Annotated in this window: 16 protein-coding genes; 12 read left to right on the forward strand and 4 right to left on the reverse strand. The window is 47.5% G+C overall.

Annotation, left to right across the window (positions count from 1 at the left end; all coding sequences use genetic code 11):
* The first annotated feature begins 198 nt into the window (after window positions 1-198).
* Window positions 199-1419 carry a geranylgeranyl reductase gene (gene chlP / locus HWQ41_RS14925; protein ID WP_292763970.1) on the forward strand — a complete coding sequence of 407 codons (1221 nt, stop codon included), beginning with the start codon at window positions 199-201 and terminating at the stop codon, window positions 1417-1419.
* Window positions 1420-1454: 35 nt separating this feature from the next.
* Here the strand turns inward: chlP and HWQ41_RS14930 are convergent, their stop codons facing one another.
* Window positions 1455-2312: a hypothetical protein gene (locus tag HWQ41_RS14930; RefSeq protein WP_292763972.1), complete on the reverse strand. Its 858-nt coding sequence runs from the start codon at window positions 2310-2312 to the stop codon at window positions 1455-1457.
* Entirely contained in the window at window positions 2281-2895 is a 615-nt protein-coding gene (locus HWQ41_RS14935) for an SMI1/KNR4 family protein (RefSeq protein ID WP_292763974.1), read from the reverse strand. Before HWQ41_RS14935 ends, HWQ41_RS14930 begins: the two co-directional genes overlap by 32 nt.
* Before the next feature lie 436 nt (window positions 2896-3331).
* Between HWQ41_RS14935 and HWQ41_RS14940 the strand changes: the two genes are divergently transcribed.
* Complete coding sequence (locus tag HWQ41_RS14940) at window positions 3332-3514, forward strand: CsbD family protein (RefSeq protein ID WP_273762370.1); 183 nt, start codon at window positions 3332-3334, stop codon at window positions 3512-3514.
* A gap of 384 nt (window positions 3515-3898) precedes the next feature.
* Here the strand turns inward: HWQ41_RS14940 and HWQ41_RS14945 are convergent, their stop codons facing one another.
* Window positions 3899-4993, reverse strand: coding sequence for a hybrid sensor histidine kinase/response regulator (locus HWQ41_RS14945; protein WP_292763976.1), 1095 nt, complete (start codon window positions 4991-4993; stop codon window positions 3899-3901).
* Between the two features lie 724 nt (window positions 4994-5717).
* Between HWQ41_RS14945 and HWQ41_RS14950 the strand changes: the two genes are divergently transcribed.
* Together HWQ41_RS14950 and HWQ41_RS14955 are read left to right on the forward strand one after the other, a co-directional pair.
* Window positions 5718-6437 (forward strand): response regulator transcription factor, encoded by a 720-nt coding sequence (locus HWQ41_RS14950; RefSeq protein WP_292763979.1) that lies wholly within the window; start codon window positions 5718-5720, stop codon window positions 6435-6437.
* Between the two features lie 337 nt (window positions 6438-6774).
* Window positions 6775-8463 carry an NAD(P)H-quinone oxidoreductase subunit 4 gene (locus tag HWQ41_RS14955; RefSeq protein WP_292763981.1) on the forward strand — a complete coding sequence of 563 codons (1689 nt, stop codon included), beginning with the start codon at window positions 6775-6777 and terminating at the stop codon, window positions 8461-8463.
* A 50-nt stretch (window positions 8464-8513) separates the two neighbouring features.
* Here HWQ41_RS14955 and HWQ41_RS14960 read toward each other — a convergent pair whose 3' ends face one another.
* The gene (locus HWQ41_RS14960) at window positions 8514-9497 is read right to left on the reverse strand and encodes an AraC family transcriptional regulator (protein WP_292763983.1); all 984 of its coding nucleotides are present in this window, start codon (window positions 9495-9497) and stop codon (window positions 8514-8516) included.
* A gap of 209 nt (window positions 9498-9706) precedes the next feature.
* On the opposite strand from HWQ41_RS14960, the gene HWQ41_RS14965 reads away from it, so the two are divergent.
* From HWQ41_RS14965 to HWQ41_RS15000, 8 genes are all read left to right on the forward strand, one after another.
* Entirely contained in the window at window positions 9707-10102 is a 396-nt protein-coding gene (locus tag HWQ41_RS14965; protein ID WP_292763986.1) for a cupin domain-containing protein, read from the forward strand.
* A gap of 56 nt (window positions 10103-10158) precedes the next feature.
* Window positions 10159-10929, forward strand: coding sequence for an SDR family oxidoreductase (locus HWQ41_RS14970; protein ID WP_292763989.1), 771 nt, complete (start codon window positions 10159-10161; stop codon window positions 10927-10929).
* A 146-nt stretch (window positions 10930-11075) separates the two neighbouring features.
* Window positions 11076-12134 (forward strand): NAD(P)-dependent alcohol dehydrogenase, encoded by a 1059-nt coding sequence (locus HWQ41_RS14975; protein ID WP_292763992.1) that lies wholly within the window; start codon window positions 11076-11078, stop codon window positions 12132-12134.
* 136 nt (window positions 12135-12270) lie between these two features.
* Window positions 12271-13062 (forward strand): carboxymuconolactone decarboxylase family protein, encoded by a 792-nt coding sequence (locus HWQ41_RS14980; RefSeq protein WP_292763996.1) that lies wholly within the window; start codon window positions 12271-12273, stop codon window positions 13060-13062.
* Between the two features lie 65 nt (window positions 13063-13127).
* Window positions 13128-13964, forward strand: a complete 837-nt coding sequence (locus HWQ41_RS14985; RefSeq protein WP_292763999.1) for an SDR family NAD(P)-dependent oxidoreductase — start codon at window positions 13128-13130, stop codon at window positions 13962-13964.
* A gap of 185 nt (window positions 13965-14149) precedes the next feature.
* Window positions 14150-15157 carry an aldo/keto reductase gene (locus tag HWQ41_RS14990; RefSeq protein WP_292764002.1) on the forward strand — a complete coding sequence of 336 codons (1008 nt, stop codon included), beginning with the start codon at window positions 14150-14152 and terminating at the stop codon, window positions 15155-15157.
* A gap of 438 nt (window positions 15158-15595) precedes the next feature.
* Complete coding sequence (gene thrB, locus HWQ41_RS14995) at window positions 15596-16510, forward strand: homoserine kinase (RefSeq protein WP_292764005.1); 915 nt, start codon at window positions 15596-15598, stop codon at window positions 16508-16510.
* A gap of 42 nt (window positions 16511-16552) precedes the next feature.
* On the forward strand, window positions 16553-17062 hold the full coding sequence (locus HWQ41_RS15000) for a hypothetical protein (protein WP_292764008.1): 510 nt from the start codon (window positions 16553-16555) through the stop codon (window positions 17060-17062).
* Window positions 17063-17155: the final 93 nt, after the last annotated feature.

The raw sequence follows: 17155 nt of genomic DNA on the forward strand, positions 1-17155 counted from the left end.
ATTTGGGAATTGGGGACTGGGAATAGGCAATATTCTTCATTCTTCCCAATACCTACTCCCTACTCCCCATCTCGCTTTTCGTATCGAAACATTAAGGAATATTGCATTTCAACAGAAACCTGAAGGGAAAGCGTCAAATCAGCCGAAAGACCGTGATAGTATGCTCTCGGTAAATGTGAAGATTTGGGAGAAAGACCTTTGACACTACGGGTTGCTGTTATTGGGTCAGGCCCTGCTGGTTCATCTGCCGCAGAAACGCTGGCAGCCTCTGGGATTGAAACCTACCTGTTTGAGCGGAAGCTAGACAATGCAAAGCCTTGTGGGGGTGCAATTCCCCTATGTATGGTAAGTGAGTTTGATCTACCACCAGAGATTATCGATCGCCGGGTACGGAAGATGAAAATGATTTCACCTTCCAATCGTGAGGTTGATATCAATCTGGTAAATGAAGATGAATATATAGGAATGTGCCGCCGGGAAGTGCTAGATGGCTTTTTGCGCGATCGCGCGGCAAAAGTAGGTGCAAATTTAATTAATGCCACTGTTCATAAACTCGATATACCAGGAAACAATACTGACCCTTATACCATCCATTACATTGACCATACAGAAGGTATATCACAGGGTATTGCTAAAACCCTGAAAGTGGATCTAATTATTGGGGCGGATGGGGCTAATTCTCGCGTTGCCAAAGAAATGGACGCTGGGGATTATAATTATGCGATCGCTTTCCAAGAGCGGATTCGCTTACCCGAAGACAAAATGGCCTACTATAACGACCTCGCCGAAATGTATGTCGGTGATGACGTTTCTACTGATTTCTACGCTTGGGTTTTCCCCAAATATGACCACGTAGCTGTCGGTACTGGTACAATGCACATCAATAAAGCCAGCATCAAACAGTTACAAGCTGGTATCCGTGCCCGTGCTTCCGAGAAACTGGCAGGCGGTAAAATCATCAAAGTCGAAGCCCACCCCATTCCTGAACATCCCCGTCCCCGTCGTGTTGTCGGTCGCATCGCTTTGGTGGGAGATGCTGCTGGTTACGTTACCAAGTCCTCTGGTGAAGGTATTTATTTTGCCGCTAAATCTGGGCGGATGTGTGCTGAAACCATTGTAGAAGCATCTAACAGTGGTAGCCGTATTCCTACGGAAGATGACCTCAAGGTTTATCTGAAGCGTTGGGATAAAAGATACGGACTTACTTACAAGGTGCTGGACATTCTGCAAAGCGTGTTCTATCGTTCTAACGCTACCCGCGAGGCGTTTGTGGAAATGTGCGATGACCTCGATGTGCAGCGATTGACATTCGATAGCTATCTATATAAGACGGTTGTCCCAGCTAATCCCATCACCCAACTGAAAATTACTGCCAAAACCATTGGTAGCCTAATTCGGGGTAATGCCCTTGCACCTTAACTGAGTGTGGAATATTGGGACTTCCAACAAATAAATTACCCAATTTTGCGGGGCGGGCATCCTGCCCGTCCATCAATCAAGGCGGGCGAGATGTTCTGACGCGCCGACTTACTTACAACTTGAGCAGCCTGATCTTTGCCCAGTGCCTGCAAACTTTCCTGCAAGCCAAATAGAGAACGCCCATTATGGGGATACTTTTTTAGATCAGCACGAAAGACTTTCTCGGCCTCTCTATAGTCGCCCTTAGCTAAAAGCACAGCGCCCAAAGATTCCCGCGTCGGAAAATACCAGTCTGGTGGTTCCACGTAATCGAGAGTATCTTCTGCGATTACTGCTTTTTCTAGCAATTGAATGGCAGATTCATAATCATGCTTTTCTTTAGCAATTTTGGCGTCTAGAACTTTTGAGGCAATGTCTAAAATGCGACTGGCAGGACTGAATCCAATGGTTGCTTCAGTGGAAATTACCTGTTTGGCGGCCAGTAATGCCCGACTTTCGCTTGCTGCATCTTCAAGTTTGGCTGTGGCTGCGATCGCCATGCCGCGAGTAAAATGCCAAAGTGCTGTGGTAGTGGGCAATTTCGCATCGGGGGCAGGAGTTTTTAAGATGGCATCCCAGTCACTAAAGCGTGTCTGAATCAGCATTTTGCTGCCCAGAAATCCCTCAAGCATTGGTGTATACGGGTCAATCGCAGTGGCATTTGCAACTAATTTATCTGCGGCTTGGAGAGCATCTTCATATCTTCCTGCCATACTGCTGGCCACCATGAGAAAATATACGTTGTGGTTGTAGTACATCATGGGGTAAGTGCCCTGGACTTGATATTTTTTGATGTAAATATCATCTTGAGCGATCGCCTGCTCATTTGCCCGCATGTTCCAGCTTTTTTTCATCTATTCGTATTATCATGTCATCTTCTTCTCCATATCCATCTGGATATTCATCTGGTATAAGTTTATATAAACCCAACTCACAACACTCTGCAATTACAGATATCATACTGATGAGATTTTTATATGTTCTTACTGAATCTTCAAGACAACCAACATCCCAAAGATAAACCGGAGATGGATCGAGATCGCCAATTACATAAAGCATTCTTTTATTTTCATATGCAGCAAGAGGAAACCATTTTCGCTTCCAATAATCATCATCATAGTTAGTAGCTTCTCCTATACTTTTGTAAATATAAACTGAATCTTGCAAGGAACAAAAAGAACAAATGACATCGGCTCTTAATTGCTCAGGAAACAAAAAATAGAGTGGTAGATAGCCATTGTTATAACCAAGCTCGGCGGTTCCATTGCGCCATTGATAAAGTTCATATACTTCTTCAGATAACTTGAATGGTAAATCCTTAGTAATTTCGTCAATTTGCTGGCGAGTTAAACCTGGATTGTAACAATCAAAAAATTCAACATTGGTAGATTTTAACCAATTCAAAATATATTGAAGTTCATCCGTAAGTTCAGACATTTGACTAACCTCATTTAGTGATTAAAGACGAAAGTATTTTCAACTATAGCGGTTCTCGCTTGAGTGAGGTACAAGAACCCCACCCCCAACACCCTAAGAGCAAGCAAGGAGGGGACTATGATGTACCTCATCTGATTAGGAAACGCTATAAGTCAAGTTGCGGTTTATCATCATCGCTATCTACCTGAAGTTATAAATGATTTTGTCTCAAGATAGAACAATAGAATGATACCTTTCCCTCTTTTGGATATTACTTGAATTCTCAAAGATGAATTTAACCTTTAAATAACTATATACAACGGACACAAATATTTGTCATAAAAACATCGTCAGATAGAAGAATTTAAAGTTGTCTAAAAGTAATCTATAGATATTGCAGCGCTTTTCGAGCAAGCAACAAGTAATCACTAATTAACATACTTTAGGAACAAAGAATATGAGTATCGAAGATAAAGCCAAAGCTTTTGCTAAAAACGTTGAAGGTAAAGTACAAGAGGCGGTTGGCGAAGTAACTGGCGATCCTAAAGATAAAGCTGAAGGTAAAGCTAAACAAGCTGAAGCCCAAGTCCGCCATACTGCTGAAAATATCAAAGATGAAGTCAAAAAGACTTTAGAATAGTACAAGCGAAAATTTCCCTACCTTTAATAAGTTGCTCAAGTAGGGGCAGGGCTATTTCGTTATAGACAGAAACCGCCCAGAACTGAAGTTCAACTGCTCATAGCTAAAGTCCGTTAAAACGGACTATAACCTTTTCTTAGTCGTCTTTAGACGAATGAGTGATATTAGACTCAGAATTCATTCTGAGGCGGAGTAGATGAGAATAAAATAGCCCTGCAAGTAGGGGCAATTGATGAATTGCCCCTAGTTGTGTGGTTAATTGAGATTGTAGCTGGATTTACACCATGCTGTACTAGGTGGAAATTTATTTAGGAAGAAGGTTGAGTAAATAATTATTTACTCAACCTTCTTTCTTTATTAAATCTGTGTTTTGTCTGCCTACTTTTAGTTTTCACCAGCGACAGGTAGACGTATAGTGAATTTACTACCCTGCCCTGGTTCAGACGTCACATCGATTGTGCCTTGATGTGCTTCGATAATGCAGCGAGATAGATATAGTCCTAAACCACTACCAGAACGTTGGTGTTTCCCTTGACGAAATCGCTGGAATAATATTGCCTGATCTGGTTTAGAAATTCCTGGCCCTGTATCTTGGATATCAATATTCACAGCTACCGGAGTAAGATAACAGTGAATATCTACAGAACCTTTGTCTGTAAATTTGATGGCATTGCCGATGATATTTGTCAAAACTCGCCGCAGTTCTACGCGATCGCCCATGATGGTGCTTGCAGTTTCACCTTTATCAATGTTTACAGCTAATCCTTTTTCTTCAGCTAAGGGAGTTAATTCTTGGGAAACTTCACTAACTAATTCCTGAATATTGCAGGGAGAAATTTTTAAGGTTTTACAGCCCGCTTCATGGCGATAAACTTCTAGCAAGGTATTTACCATTTCCAGCAGGTCTTGATTACTGCCAATCATGGTATCAATTATTTCTTGCAATTGTGGCGAAACTTCGCAAAACCTACCTTCCAGTAATAATTTTAATACGCGGTTCGAGGCTACCAATGGTATGCGTAAATCGTGAGTAAAACGGGAGACAAAATCTGCCCGGAGGTTAGCCATCTGATCTCGTTCGTCGATACTATGTTTGAGGCGCAGGAGCGATCGCACTCGTGCATGTAGTTCATCAGGATCGAATGGTTTACGAATGAAGTCATCTGCACCCGCGTCGAGTCCTTCAACAACGCTAGACTCATAGTGAGCCGTGAGCAGCAGAATCGGAATAAATGGCAACGCCTGATTCTGTCGGATGCGTCGAGTAAATTCATAGCCATCTATCTCCGGCATCATCACATCTAAGAGAATTAAGTCTGGCGGTGACTCCTCAACCATAGCCAGAGCAATTTTGCTATCTTCCACCAAGCTAATTTCATAGTCCTCATCTTCTAGGACTGCTTCTAAGACCAGTAAATTGTCAAAAACATCATCGACAACGAGAATTTTATCTTTTTTGACAGTTTTAGTTAAAGACATGGCTAAATAAAAAAAAGAAGTGCTTGGCTATCCCTAGCAAATCTAGTAATAGCTTACTTCACCAGTGCTGAGATTATTAAAGATTCACATTTTCCTTTAAAGTTTCCTAAATTAAATATCCTACATTAACAGTATTTATACTGATAATATTTTGTTAAATATGAATTAATACTTATAGCTATCTTTAGGTAAATAGACCATCCTGTAGGGGCACAGCAATACTCATTGGTGTCAACTTAAGGTAAAAGCCATTCTAGAACCAGCTTTTAGAGATTGTCTCGTTCCCAGTCTCAGACTGGGAATGCCTAATAGGAGGGCTGCCGCCTCCCTTACTCGCGGCAGAGCCGCCTTTTGATTTGCATTTCCAGCCAGAGGCTAGAAACGAGGTTTTAAAGGAGTTTGAGCTTAAGTTGACACCAATGAGCAATGCTGTGGCCCTACGACAGATGTGGTTCAAATAAATATTGAGATGGCAAATGAAAAATTGTTTACCATAAAACATCTATCATCAGGTTAATGTATAAAAATATTATTTGATTGAATGATATTGTGATATCGAAACTCTTGCCTGAGAAAAACTTACGAGATAAGGTTATTTATGTCTAATGGTAGATGAAGTTCAGGGAGCAATAGCAACTGCATTGCTTTTTGTATAAGATCCCCATAGAAGAACGAGATTATTTTAATCTGTACTTTAGATAGATAACAGTAAAGTTAAGCAAATATGAGTGAAATCAAGATCCTCGTGATTGAAGATCACAATCTTACAAGAATCGGTTTACGGTCTGCCTTACAAACCCAGCCAGAGTTAAAGATTGTTGGTGAAGCAGCCAATGCAGCCGACGGTATCAAGCTTCTGAAAACTCTTAAGCCGGATGTTGCTACTATTGACATTGGTTTGCCTGACATGGATGGTATTGAGCTAACACGCACATTTAGGCAATATCAAGCAGAGAATGAAGATTATACAACAAAGCTGCTAATTTTAACGATGCAGAATAGTGAACAGGCAGTTTTAGCAGCATTTGCAGCAGGTGCAGATTCTTATTGCATGAAGGATATCGAAACTGAGAAACTAGTAGAGGCTGTGCGAACGACCTATGCAGGTAGCTCATGGATCGATCCAGCGATCGCAGACCTTGTACTACAACAAATACGTCAAGATTTCCCCGATGGCAGCAGAGGGGCAGCTGGAAAAAGAGTCTTGATTGAAGGTATTGACCCAGATGTTGAGAAAAGTATAGTCAGCTATCCTTTAACTCATAGGGAGATGGATGTTTTAGAGTTGATTGTCGCTGGGTGTGACAACGCAGAAATTGCTAAAAGGCTCTATCTAACAGTCGGTACTGTCAAAACTCATGTTCGAGGTATTCTCAATAAACTCTGTGTTGCTGACCGTACACAGGCTGCTGTCCGTGCTTTGCGTGCTGGATTAGTACCATGAGCAAGTAAGTAGCCATGATGAACTGCGTACACAAGAACACTTAACAATCCAAAATTCAAAATTCTTGCATAAAGGGACTGAGAAGAAATAAATTATCCATCTTGTGGGGTGGGCAGCGTTCGACTGAGCGCTCACGCCGAAGTCCTGCCCGCCCTGAATATGGGACGGGTGATGACACTCATCCCACAAGAAAATTTGGGATGTACGAGAAAAATTTTTCTTCCCCATTCAATTGTTTTTCGGTCAAAGCGGTTACTAAGACAAAACTTTATGAATAAATTGTTACAAAATTTAGTAGAATGACATCATTCACAAATAAGTATTTTTTATCATATACATGATAGCGGATCAATTTCCCTGGCTTACCGCGATCGTCTTACTGCCACTCATTGCGGCCTTCCTCATCCCTGTGCTGCCTGATAAAGATGGCAAACGTGTGCGGTGGTATGCACTGGGTGTAGGTATCGCAGACTTTGCCTTGATGTGCTACGCCTTTTGGAAGCATTACGATGCCAGCAGTGCTAGTTTTCAACTCGTGGAGAATTATGCCTGGGTGCCTCAGTTAGGTTTCAACTGGGCGGTATCAGTTGATGGACTTTCAGTGCCACTTGTGCTTCTAGCAGGATTTGTCACCACACTCTCGATATTTTCGGCTTGGCAAGTTGATCACCGACCCCGCCTCTTCTATTTCTTGATGCTGGTGTTGTATTCCGCACAGGTAGGGGTGTTTGTTGCCAAAGACCTGCTGCTATTTTTCATTATGTGGGAAGTCGAACTGATTCCCGTCTACCTATTAGTCTGCATTTGGGGTGGGCAAAGGCGTCGTTATGCGGCTACGAAATTTTTGTTGTATACCGCAGCCGCTTCTATATTTATTTTGGTGGCAGCCTTGGCAATGGGGCTATATGGCGGCGGTAATATGACATTTGATATAACCGCCCTCGCCAAGAAGGAATATCCCCTTGGTCTACAGCTGCTGCTTTATGCAGGGTTGTTGATTGCATTTGGTGTCAAACTTGCGGTTTTCCCGATGCATACCTGGTTGCCTGATGCCCACGGCGAAGCATCCTCTCCTGTATCGATGATTTTGGCTGGTGTATTGCTGAAGATGGGCGGATATGGATTGATTCGCCTGAATCTTGAACTACTTCCCGATGCACACATTTACTTTGCGCCGGTTCTAGCTATTCTGGGTGTTGTCAACATTATCTATGGTGCATTGAATTCCTTTGCTCAGACCAATATGAAGCGGCGTTTGGCTTATTCGTCGATTTCTCACATGGGATTTGTATTGCTTGGGATTGCATCGTTCACTGATTTAGGAATCAACGGCGCGATGTTGCAGATGATTTCACATGGGTTGATTGCATCGGTGCTGTTCTTCTTAGCAGGCGTTACTTACGATCGCACCCACACAATGGTAATGAAAGATATGGGCGGTATTGGTCAAGCCATGCCCAAAGTCTTTGCCCTGTTTACAATCGCAGCAATGGCATCCCTAGCACTGCCCGGTATGAGCGGCTTTCCTGGCGAACTCTCGGTATTCGTTGGTTTGACAAGCAGTGACGTTTACAGTTCGACCTTCTGCACCGTAACTGTTTTTCTCGCCGCAGTTGGAGTCATCCTCACACCGATTTATCTACTTTCCATGCTGCGAGAGGTATTTTATGGTGACGGTGCAGCACTCATCTGCGACATTAATAATGCCGGCTTGGAAAATCAAGAAGATGACGGAACAGTTTGTTTTGGTACAGACTGCTTCGTGCCAGAAGATGCAGTCTACGACGATGCTAGACCGCGTGAGGTGTTTATCGCTGCCTGTTTTCTGCTGATGATTATTGGTATTGGTTTCTATCCCAAGATGGCGATGCAGATGTATGACGTGAAGACTGTCGCAGTCAATGCTAATCTTCGCCAATCTTATGCCATAGTTTCGCAAACAAATCCCCAGATTTATGCTAATGGATTCTTGGTTCCGCAAATTTCAGAGGTTGAGGTAGCGCCCGTTTTGGGAACTTTGAAGTAACTTGACATTGACATGTTTGTTTTCGGAGTAAGAAACCGATGGGAACGCAATCATATTGAACTAGCAGTCTCCCTAGCAGCTTCTCGCAGCCGCTCCACATCGCGCATCGGTGGTGAACCAAAGAGCCGCTTGTACTCCCGGTTGAAGTGCGAGGCATCGTCGTACCCCACTCGGTAGGCAGCACTGGTAGCGTCAAGGTTTTCCCCCAGCATCAGACGGCGAGCCTCCTGGAGCCGCAGTTGCTTCTGGAACTGCAAGGGACTCATTGCAGTGACAGACTTGAAGTGATGGTGAAAGCCCGAAACACTCATTCCCATTTCTCGTGCGATGTTTTCAATCCGAAGCGGCTCGTTAAAGTCTTTACGAAGTCGCTCGACGGCTCTGGCGATGTGGTAGGTGTAGCCGCCCAGAACTGCAATATGACGGAGCCGATTACCTTGCTCTCCCTTCAGGAGTCGGTAAATGATTTCCCGCTTAATCAGTGGTGCTAGAATATGAGCTTCAGCAGGGGAATCTAGAAGCCTGACGAGCCGCACCACAGCGTCCAACAGATTTGCATTCAACGAACTTACATCAATCGCTTTCACATCAGTAGGGCTGCGCGATGAGGGATACCCTGCCTCGACCATCACTGAGCCAACGAGGGTGGGGTCAAGATCGAGGCGAACGCTAAAGTACGGTTGCGCCTTGGACGCTTCCAGAATTTGGCTGACAATCGGCAGTTCGACCGTAGCAAGCAGATAATGCATCGGGTCGTACTGATAGCGATCGCTGCCCAGAAGGACTTCTTTGCTGCCCTGAGCGATCGCACAAAAGGCAGGGATAGAGACACTATGAAGGCATTCCGAAGGCGAGGAGGCGCGGTTGAAGTGCAATCCTTTCAGCGGCTCAATCGTCCCATCATGACGAATCGCCTGGGCAATCCGCTCAGTCAGTTCGTCTCTGTGGGCTTGCGCTCTGTCTGCCTCGCGCTTTGCCTGCGGATCGTTCATTAAATCGATATCGGACTTTTCACTCGTTTTGGCAGCGTTCATTTCTAAGTTTGCAGGATTGTACAACAATCTTAGACGATCGTCCTATTACTTGTTCTTCAGGATTCTTAGAATGAAGCTAAAGCGATGAAAAATGATTTCAGCTTCTTGTAAGCATTCTGGATTTTTATTCAAGAGAAAACTCAGTTTTGATTGGGCAAGAGACTTGCCTACTAGCCACCAAAATGGCATCAAGTGAAGGAACTAAGAAAATGGACATCAAAAGAAGTGGCTCACAGCCTTCCGCCAAAGGACCGGCTGAGTATTTTACCGGCACTGTCCGCGTTGACCCCCTGTTCGAGGCACACGATCCAGCACGCACGTCTGGTGCCAGTGTCACGTTCGAGCCTGGCGCTCGGACAGCATGGCATACCCACCCATTGGGACAAACCCTGATCGTGACGGCTGGCTGTGGCCTCGTACAACGCTGGGGCGGCTCGATCGAGCAAATTCGGCCGGGGGACGCGATCTGGATCTCGCCGGGTGAGAAGCATTGGCACGGTGCTACAGCAACCACGTCCATGACGCACATCGCCATTCAGGAATGGCTCGACGGCAAGCCCGTGGACTGGATGGAAAAGGTCAGCGACGAACAATATCGCCAGTGATCTCCGCATCCGGTGGTTAAAGACCTTGTTAGGTGAAAAATTGAAGGAGAAAAATAATGAGGACGAACGAGAATGGAAACTACACAGGAAAAGTTGCGTTTGTGACCGGAGCAGCGAACGGCATCGGTCGAGCTACAGCGCTGGCGTTTGCACGTGAAGGCGCTAATGTGGTGGTCGCTGACATTTCAGAACAGGGCAATCAAGAAACGGCCCGCAAGATCGAGGAAATCGGCGGACGAGTGCTTGTCGTCAGGTGCGACGTGACGCAAGCCGAAGACGTGAAGGCAGCTCTTTCCAAGACCATCGAGACCTTCGGGCGGTTGGACTTTGCTTTTAATAACGCTGGTGTGGAACAGAAGAATGCAGCAACAGCAGAAATTGAAGAGTCAGAGTGGGATCGGATCGTAGACACCGACCTGCGCGGCGTTTTTCTGTGCATGAAGTATGAAATCCCGCTGTTACTCAAGCAAGGCGGTGGCGCGATCGTGAACACATCATCGGGTGCTGGCGTCATAGGCATCAAGGGCGGAGCCGCATACACCGCCGCAAAACACGGCGTGATCGGACTCACCAAGTCGGCGGCTCTCGACTACGCCTCACAGAAAATCCGCGTCAACGCTGTTGCCCCCGGTTACATTGACACACCGATGATGGATCGCTTCACTGGCGGCACTTCTGAAGGACGCGAACAGGTAATAGCGGAGGAGCCGGTCGGACGGATGGGACAGCCCGAAGAAATCGCTAATGCCGTCGTCTGGCTGTGTTCGGACGCGGCTGCCTTCGTCGTCGGACACGCCCTGGTCATCGATGGCGGTCAAACGGTGTAGTGATGTTCAGGACAGTCGCCTTCGCCATGAGCCAGCCGGAGGATGTGGACGTCAACGAGATTCTGTTCCGGACTACGCGCCAGGCGCTGTAAGCTCCCCCCGGCTTAGTACAGTTCCAGAAGCAAACAAATTAGGAGCATCAATTTATGTACAACACGAAAGCTTATTCCGCAACCAGTGCAACATCACCTCTGTCCTCTACCAAGATCAAGCGTCGCGATCCAACTGAACACGACGTGCAGATTGAAATCCTCTTCTGCGGCATCTGCCACTCCGACCTCCATTCGGTGCGTAACGAGTGGAGCAGTATCATGTCCACCGTCTACCCAATTGTACCAGGTCATGAGATCGTGGGCCGCGTCACCAAGGTTGGCTCGGCAGTTACGAAGTACAAGCCAGGCGACCTCGCCGCGGTCGGTTGCCTGGTCGATTCAGATGGTACCTGCCCGAACTGCAAAGCTGGGCTTGAGAATTTCTGCCCGAACCAGATCCTCACTTTCGGCTCCCCGGACAAGCACCTTGGAGGTGTCACCTATGGGGGCTACTCCGATAGCGTCGTCGTCGATGAACGCTTCGTTTTGCGCGTTCCCTCCAACCTCGATCTCGCTGGAGCCGCGCCGCTCCTCTGTGCTGGGATTACAACCTATTCGCCCCTGCGCCACTGGGGTGTCACCAAGGGCAAGAAAGTTGGTGTGGTCGGTCTTGGCGGACTGGGACACATGGGCGTGAAGTTCGCCCGTGCGTTCGGTGCCCACGTCGTCGTCTTCACCACCTCGCCTAACAAGAAGGAAGACGCGCTCCGCCTTGGTGCTGATGAAGTTGTCGTCTCCCGCAACACCGATGAAATGGAGAAGCACGCTGGCAGCTTCGATTTCATCCTCGACACCGTCTCCGCCAAGCACGACATCAACGCCTATCTCAACCTGCTGCGCCGCGACGGCAACATCACCCTGGTCGGCGCACCTGAGAAACCCCTGGACATCTCGGCATTCAGCCTGATCATGGGTCGCCGCAGTCTCTCCGGCTCTAACATCGGCGGCATCGCCGAAACTCAGGAGATGCTCGACTTTTGCGGCAAGCACAACATCACCGCCGATGTCGAAGTCATCCCCATCCAGAAGGTCAACGAAGCCTACGAGCGACTGCTCAAGTCCGATGTGAAATACCGCTTCTGTATTGATATGGCATCCCTTAAATCTGCATAACCGAGGTGGAACCTCGAAGGAGTAACAATGCAAAAGCGCAAACTTGGAAACAGTAATCTGGAAGAGTTGGAAAAGCGAACGGGATTATAGACGGAATCGCCGGCCACAGAACTGTGACTCAAAGAAGGAGGTGCGGATGACAAATACACCGCAGAAGGACGGAACTCAATCCTCTGTGAGGATAAGTGAAGCGGCACATAAAAACCATGAGGAACTTTTTCCAAACCACAAATCGACCCTGAAAGAAACCGACCCTGAACTGATCGAAGTCTTTGACAACTTCGCCTTTGACGAAGTAATTGCTCTCAGTAAGCTGGATACAAAGACAAGGGTCATGCTGATTCTGGCATCTATCATCGGCAGCCAAGCAGTAAGCGAATACAGGGTTATGGTGGATGCTGCGATCAATGTCGGAGTAACGCCGATTGAAATCAAGGAGATTCTGTATCAGTCGATACCCTACGTGGGTATGGCGAAAGCATTTGACTTCGTTCATGCCACTAATGAAGTGATGTCCAGCAGGGGCATTCAATTACCTTTAGAAGGGCAATCGACCACCAGCCCGGAAACACGCTACGACAAAGGGCTGGCAATACAGAAAGCTGTGTTCGGCGAGACGATCGATCAAATGTATGAGCGATCGCCCAAAGACCAACTACACATTCAAAGGTTTCTGTCTGCCAATTGCTTTGGCGATTATTACACCCGCAATGGCGTAGATATAAGACTCAGGGAGCTGATCACACTGTCTATCCTCATTGCTCTGGGCGGGGTTGAATCACAGATAAAGGGGCACGTTCAAGGCAACCTGAATGTCGGAAACGGCAAAGACATCCTGCTGGATCTAATTACACAATTGTTGCCCTGGGTGGGATATCCCCGAACACTGAATGCGTTGAAATGCCTTCAGGAAGTGGCGACGGAGTAATGGCGATGATAATGAGCCATGAACAATACAGGGCTTGATTAAGTCCAAGTAAAAGGAAAATAATTATGAGCAAAGTCTGGTTGATCACAGGCGCTGGTAGCGGTATTGGCACCGGAACCGCCAAAGCGGCATTGCAGTCCGGTGACCGTGTAGTTGCGACTGGCCGAAACCTCGACAAAGTGCGTAATGCCTTACGCGATGTTGCAAGCGATAATCTTGCATTTGTCCAGTTGGACGTTTCCGACGAGGTACAGGCGAAAACAGCCGTCGAGGAGGCGGTGAAGCGGTTCGGTCGCATCGACGTTTTGGTTAACAATGCGGGCTACAGCCTGCTTGGTAATTTTGAAGAGATGACCACAGCCGAGATCGAACGCCAGTTCGCGACGAACTTCTATGGTGTGGTGTACGTCATGCGTGCCGTGCTGCCGGTTATGCGTCAGCAGCGGTCGGGCCACATCATCAACATCAGCTCCGTTGCTGGTGTTGTCGGGTTTAAGCACTGTGCTGCCTACGCCGCATCGAAGTTCGCGGTCGAGGGCATCTCGCTGTCGGTCGCGGTCGAGGTCGAGGGGTTCGGCATCAAGATGACGCTCGTCGAACCTGGCTTCTTCCGCACGGATCTTCTGGACGACCAGAATGTCAGATGGCCCAGCAACGCCATTGAAGACTATACCGCCGAGGGCAACGTCCAGGAAACGTGGTCGGCCTACAACGGCACGCAGCAGGGGGACCCGGCAAAGTTGGGTAATGCTCTGGTCAAAATCGCCGGGATGGAGAATCCGCCGAAGCTGTTCGTTGCCGGAAGTGACGCCCTTGCGACGATCGCGCCGGCTGTCGAGGAACGGTTGCAGGCGACGCGCGCCAATGAAGAGCTATCGAAATCAACAGACGGTTCGTTCTAGCGATCGCGCAAGAAGTATCATCATCAAATCCACGGCCATGATGCACATCGCCATTCAGGAACAGCTCGCCGGCAAGACCGTGGACTAAATGGAACAGGTCAGCGACGAACAATACCAGACCTGATCTTGGAGTAGACAGTTCCGACCTTTAATTCACCTTTAATTCAAAGACAGGAGTTCAAAAAATGCAGAAGCGCAAACTTGGAAACAGTAATCTGGAAGTCTCGGCTATCGGGCTGGGCTGTATGGGAATGAGCTTTTCTTATGGCCCGCCCAAAGACACGCAGGAGATGATCGCTCTTCTGGGGGCCGCCGTCGAACGCGGCATTACATTCTTTGATACTGCCGAAGTCTACGGCCCGTTCACCAACGAAGAGCTTGTGGGCGAAGCCCTCGCTCCCTTTCGCGGGCAAGTGGCGATCGCCACCAAATTCGGGTTCGACATTAGTCCTAATTCCGATTCGCGCGGGACGCCAGGTTCACATGGACTGAATAGCCGACCAGAGCACATCAAGCAGGCTGTAGAAGCCTCGCTTAAGCGCCTCAAGGTCGAGACAATCGACTTACTTTATCAGCACCGGGTTGACCCGAATGTGCCGATCGAAGACGTGGCAGGAGCGGTGAAGGAACTGATTCAGGCAGGTAAGGTGAAGCACTTTGGACTCTCTGAAGCAGGAGTGCAAACGATCCGTCGCGCCCATGCGGTTCAGCCGGTCACTGCTCTCCAGAGCGAATACTCGTTGTGGTGGAGAAAGCCTGAAGCGGAAGTGATACCGACCCTGGAGGAACTCGGAATCGGCTTTGTCCCGTATAGTCCACTGGGCAAAGGCTTTCTCACGGGCAAGATCGACGAAACCGCGACCTTCGACAGCTCCGACTTCCGCAGCACACTGCCGCGCTTCACGCCGGAGGCACTCAAGGTGAATCAAGCCCTGATTAATTTGCTTGGCAGCATCGCAGAACAGAAGCAGGCGACACCTGCTCAGATTGCGATCGCCTGGCTGCTGGCCCAGAAGCCGTGGATTGTTCCGATCCCAGGCACCACGAAGTTGCATCGCTTGGACGAAAACATCGGGGCAGTCTCAGTCGAACTCACGCCCGACGATCTGCGTGACATCGATGACGCCGCCTCCAAGATCACGGTGCAAGGGGCTAGATACCCCGAAAAGCTGGAGCAAATGACCGGTCGTTGAGCGGCAAAAAATCTGTTCTCTGGTTGCATTCCGTAGCTCACTAAGCAAGGCAACACGTGCAAGACAGATAGCTGACAGCGATAGACGAAGGAGAAACGAGATCCTGTTCCGACCCACGAGCCAGGCGCTGTAAGCTCCCCTGGCTTCGTACAGTTCCAGGGGCGGCTCGTGCAGCAAGAAAGTTCTACCGGAGCCATACGGCTGGTGGCTGAGTCGGTAAGGGTAAAAAGCAAAGGCTGATTAGTTACACCATACTGGTTGTAACTAATCAGCCTTAACGCTCAAAATTTTTCCGTTGCTAAAACTAAGCCGTAGAAGGTTGTTTTTTACCATCTCTGACAAATAATCCGCTCTGGTCATTCCCAAGCATTTAGCCTAATTCATGAGCAAATCAACCCTTTACATGGGATGCTGGTTGATGATTAGTGAGTTTTGCCAATGTCTGTTGTTTCTGCTATCACTGTTACCGTTCCCGCCACAACTGCGAATTTGGGGCCTGGTTTTGATTGCATCGGTGCAGCTTTAAAGCTGTACAACCAGTTCAAGTTCACTCGCCTAGAAGAGGGTGGGCTAACTATTCATGTCACTGGTACCGAAGCGGAACGAGTCCAAACTGATGAGAGTAATCTCCTCTACCAAGCGTTTTTCAAGTTCTATCAACATATAGAGCAGACACCGCCGACTGTAAAAATAGAGATTAAGTTAGGTGTTCCGTTGGCGAGGGGTTTGGGTAGTTCGGCGACAGCAATTGTTGGTGGGTTGGTTGCTGCTAATCAACTTGAGGGTGTGCCTCTCTCTCAGTCGCAGGTAATGGAGTTAGCGATCGCAATGGAAGGACATCCTGATAATGTAGTTCCAGCCTTGTTGGGAGGATGTCGTCTCGCTGTTACCAGTGGCGCAGGTTGGGAAATTTGTGATGTTCCCTGGCATCAAGATGTTGTACCAGTTGTGGCTATTCCTGATTTTGAACTTTCCACTTCAAAGGCGCGGGGTGTTCTCCCAACTGAAGTAAGTCGCGCCGATGCGATTTTCAATACCGCACATTTGGGGTTATTGTTGCGCGGCTTGGAAACTGCTAACGGACAATGGTTAAAGACAGCTTTGCAAGATAAATTGCATCAGCCTTATCGCAAAGCTTTGATTCCTGGTTATGATGCTCTCAACATCGCGGCTGTTAGTGCTGGTGCTTATGGTATGGTGATTAGTGGTGCGGGGCCGACACTGTTAGCTTTGGCGGATAAGTTACACTCAGAGGCTGTGGAGGCGGCGATGTTAGCTGCTTGGCAAGAAGAAGGAATTACAGCCGAGGTGCGATCGCTTTCTCTCGATACCCAAGGCGCAAAAAGCTTTTAAAAAATTAGATTACTATTTTACTCAGCACTTAAAACTCGATTTATGGAGCAAATTCAGGCTGAAATGGCGGCGCTTAACTCTCAAATTCAGATTCTACTAGAAGAACGCGCTGCACTCACTATTAATAATGTAATTTCTGGCGAGAATGATTCACCCCAGGCAATGGTTGAAGCGTACCGCCGTCAAGCCAGAGAAAATGCCCAATTATCAGTTGAACTCCAGGGCATAGATGCAGCGATCGCAGCCTTGGAAGGCCAGATAAAACAAAAACAAGGTAAGCTAGTGCGATCGCAAGTTGAATCAAAACAACTTATCCAACAGCAGCAGCTAGAGTCAGCGAAAGAAGTGGCACAGGTTCATGCTCAACGCATTAATCAACTGGCGGGTGAACTGGCGACAGAAGTCCGTTTTCTTAAGGCTTGTGCCAATCAACTGAGTCCAATGTATTGGCAGATTTATTACAAGCCCTTCATTACTGGGTTCAAAACAATCTCCGTTCCCTATGTCCGCTCAGATGGGGAAGTTTGGACAATTGTCAACCGAATTGTTTAATGCCAGCATTTCTAAACTAGAAATACTTTACTAACATTGACTTTTTCAAGAACCATTTGATATGACAAGACAGTTACTAAAATCGTCCATATC

It is taken from the genome of Nostoc sp. NOS(2021) (assembly GCF_017115025.1).
Classification (GTDB): domain Bacteria; phylum Cyanobacteriota; class Cyanobacteriia; order Cyanobacteriales; family Nostocaceae; genus Nostoc.

What these genes read in the sequence shown, in the direction of transcription:
- HWQ41_RS14930 (WP_292763972.1), bottom strand. Translation starts at nt 2,312, where the DNA reads ATGAAAAAAAGCTGGAACATGCGGGCAAATGAGCAGGCGATCGCTCAA.
- HWQ41_RS14935 (WP_292763974.1), bottom strand. Translation starts at nt 2,895, where the DNA reads ATGTCTGAACTTACGGATGAACTTCAATATATTTTGAATTGGTTAAAA.
- HWQ41_RS14940 (WP_273762370.1), top strand. Translation starts at nt 3,332, where the DNA reads ATGAGTATCGAAGATAAAGCCAAAGCTTTTGCTAAAAACGTTGAAGGT.
- HWQ41_RS14945 (WP_292763976.1), bottom strand. Translation starts at nt 4,993, where the DNA reads ATGTCTTTAACTAAAACTGTCAAAAAAGATAAAATTCTCGTTGTCGAT.
- HWQ41_RS14950 (WP_292763979.1), top strand. Translation starts at nt 5,718, where the DNA reads ATGAGTGAAATCAAGATCCTCGTGATTGAAGATCACAATCTTACAAGA.
- HWQ41_RS14955 (WP_292763981.1), top strand. Translation starts at nt 6,775, where the DNA reads ATGATAGCGGATCAATTTCCCTGGCTTACCGCGATCGTCTTACTGCCA.
- HWQ41_RS14960 (WP_292763983.1), bottom strand. Translation starts at nt 9,497, where the DNA reads ATGAACGCTGCCAAAACGAGTGAAAAGTCCGATATCGATTTAATGAAC.
- HWQ41_RS14965 (WP_292763986.1), top strand. Translation starts at nt 9,707, where the DNA reads ATGGACATCAAAAGAAGTGGCTCACAGCCTTCCGCCAAAGGACCGGCT.
- HWQ41_RS14970 (WP_292763989.1), top strand. Translation starts at nt 10,159, where the DNA reads ATGAGGACGAACGAGAATGGAAACTACACAGGAAAAGTTGCGTTTGTG.
- HWQ41_RS14975 (WP_292763992.1), top strand. Translation starts at nt 11,076, where the DNA reads ATGTACAACACGAAAGCTTATTCCGCAACCAGTGCAACATCACCTCTG.
- HWQ41_RS14980 (WP_292763996.1), top strand. Translation starts at nt 12,271, where the DNA reads ATGACAAATACACCGCAGAAGGACGGAACTCAATCCTCTGTGAGGATA.
- HWQ41_RS14985 (WP_292763999.1), top strand. Translation starts at nt 13,128, where the DNA reads ATGAGCAAAGTCTGGTTGATCACAGGCGCTGGTAGCGGTATTGGCACC.
- HWQ41_RS14990 (WP_292764002.1), top strand. Translation starts at nt 14,150, where the DNA reads ATGCAGAAGCGCAAACTTGGAAACAGTAATCTGGAAGTCTCGGCTATC.
- thrB (WP_292764005.1), top strand. Translation starts at nt 15,596, where the DNA reads ATGTCTGTTGTTTCTGCTATCACTGTTACCGTTCCCGCCACAACTGCG.
- HWQ41_RS15000 (WP_292764008.1), top strand. Translation starts at nt 16,553, where the DNA reads ATGGAGCAAATTCAGGCTGAAATGGCGGCGCTTAACTCTCAAATTCAG.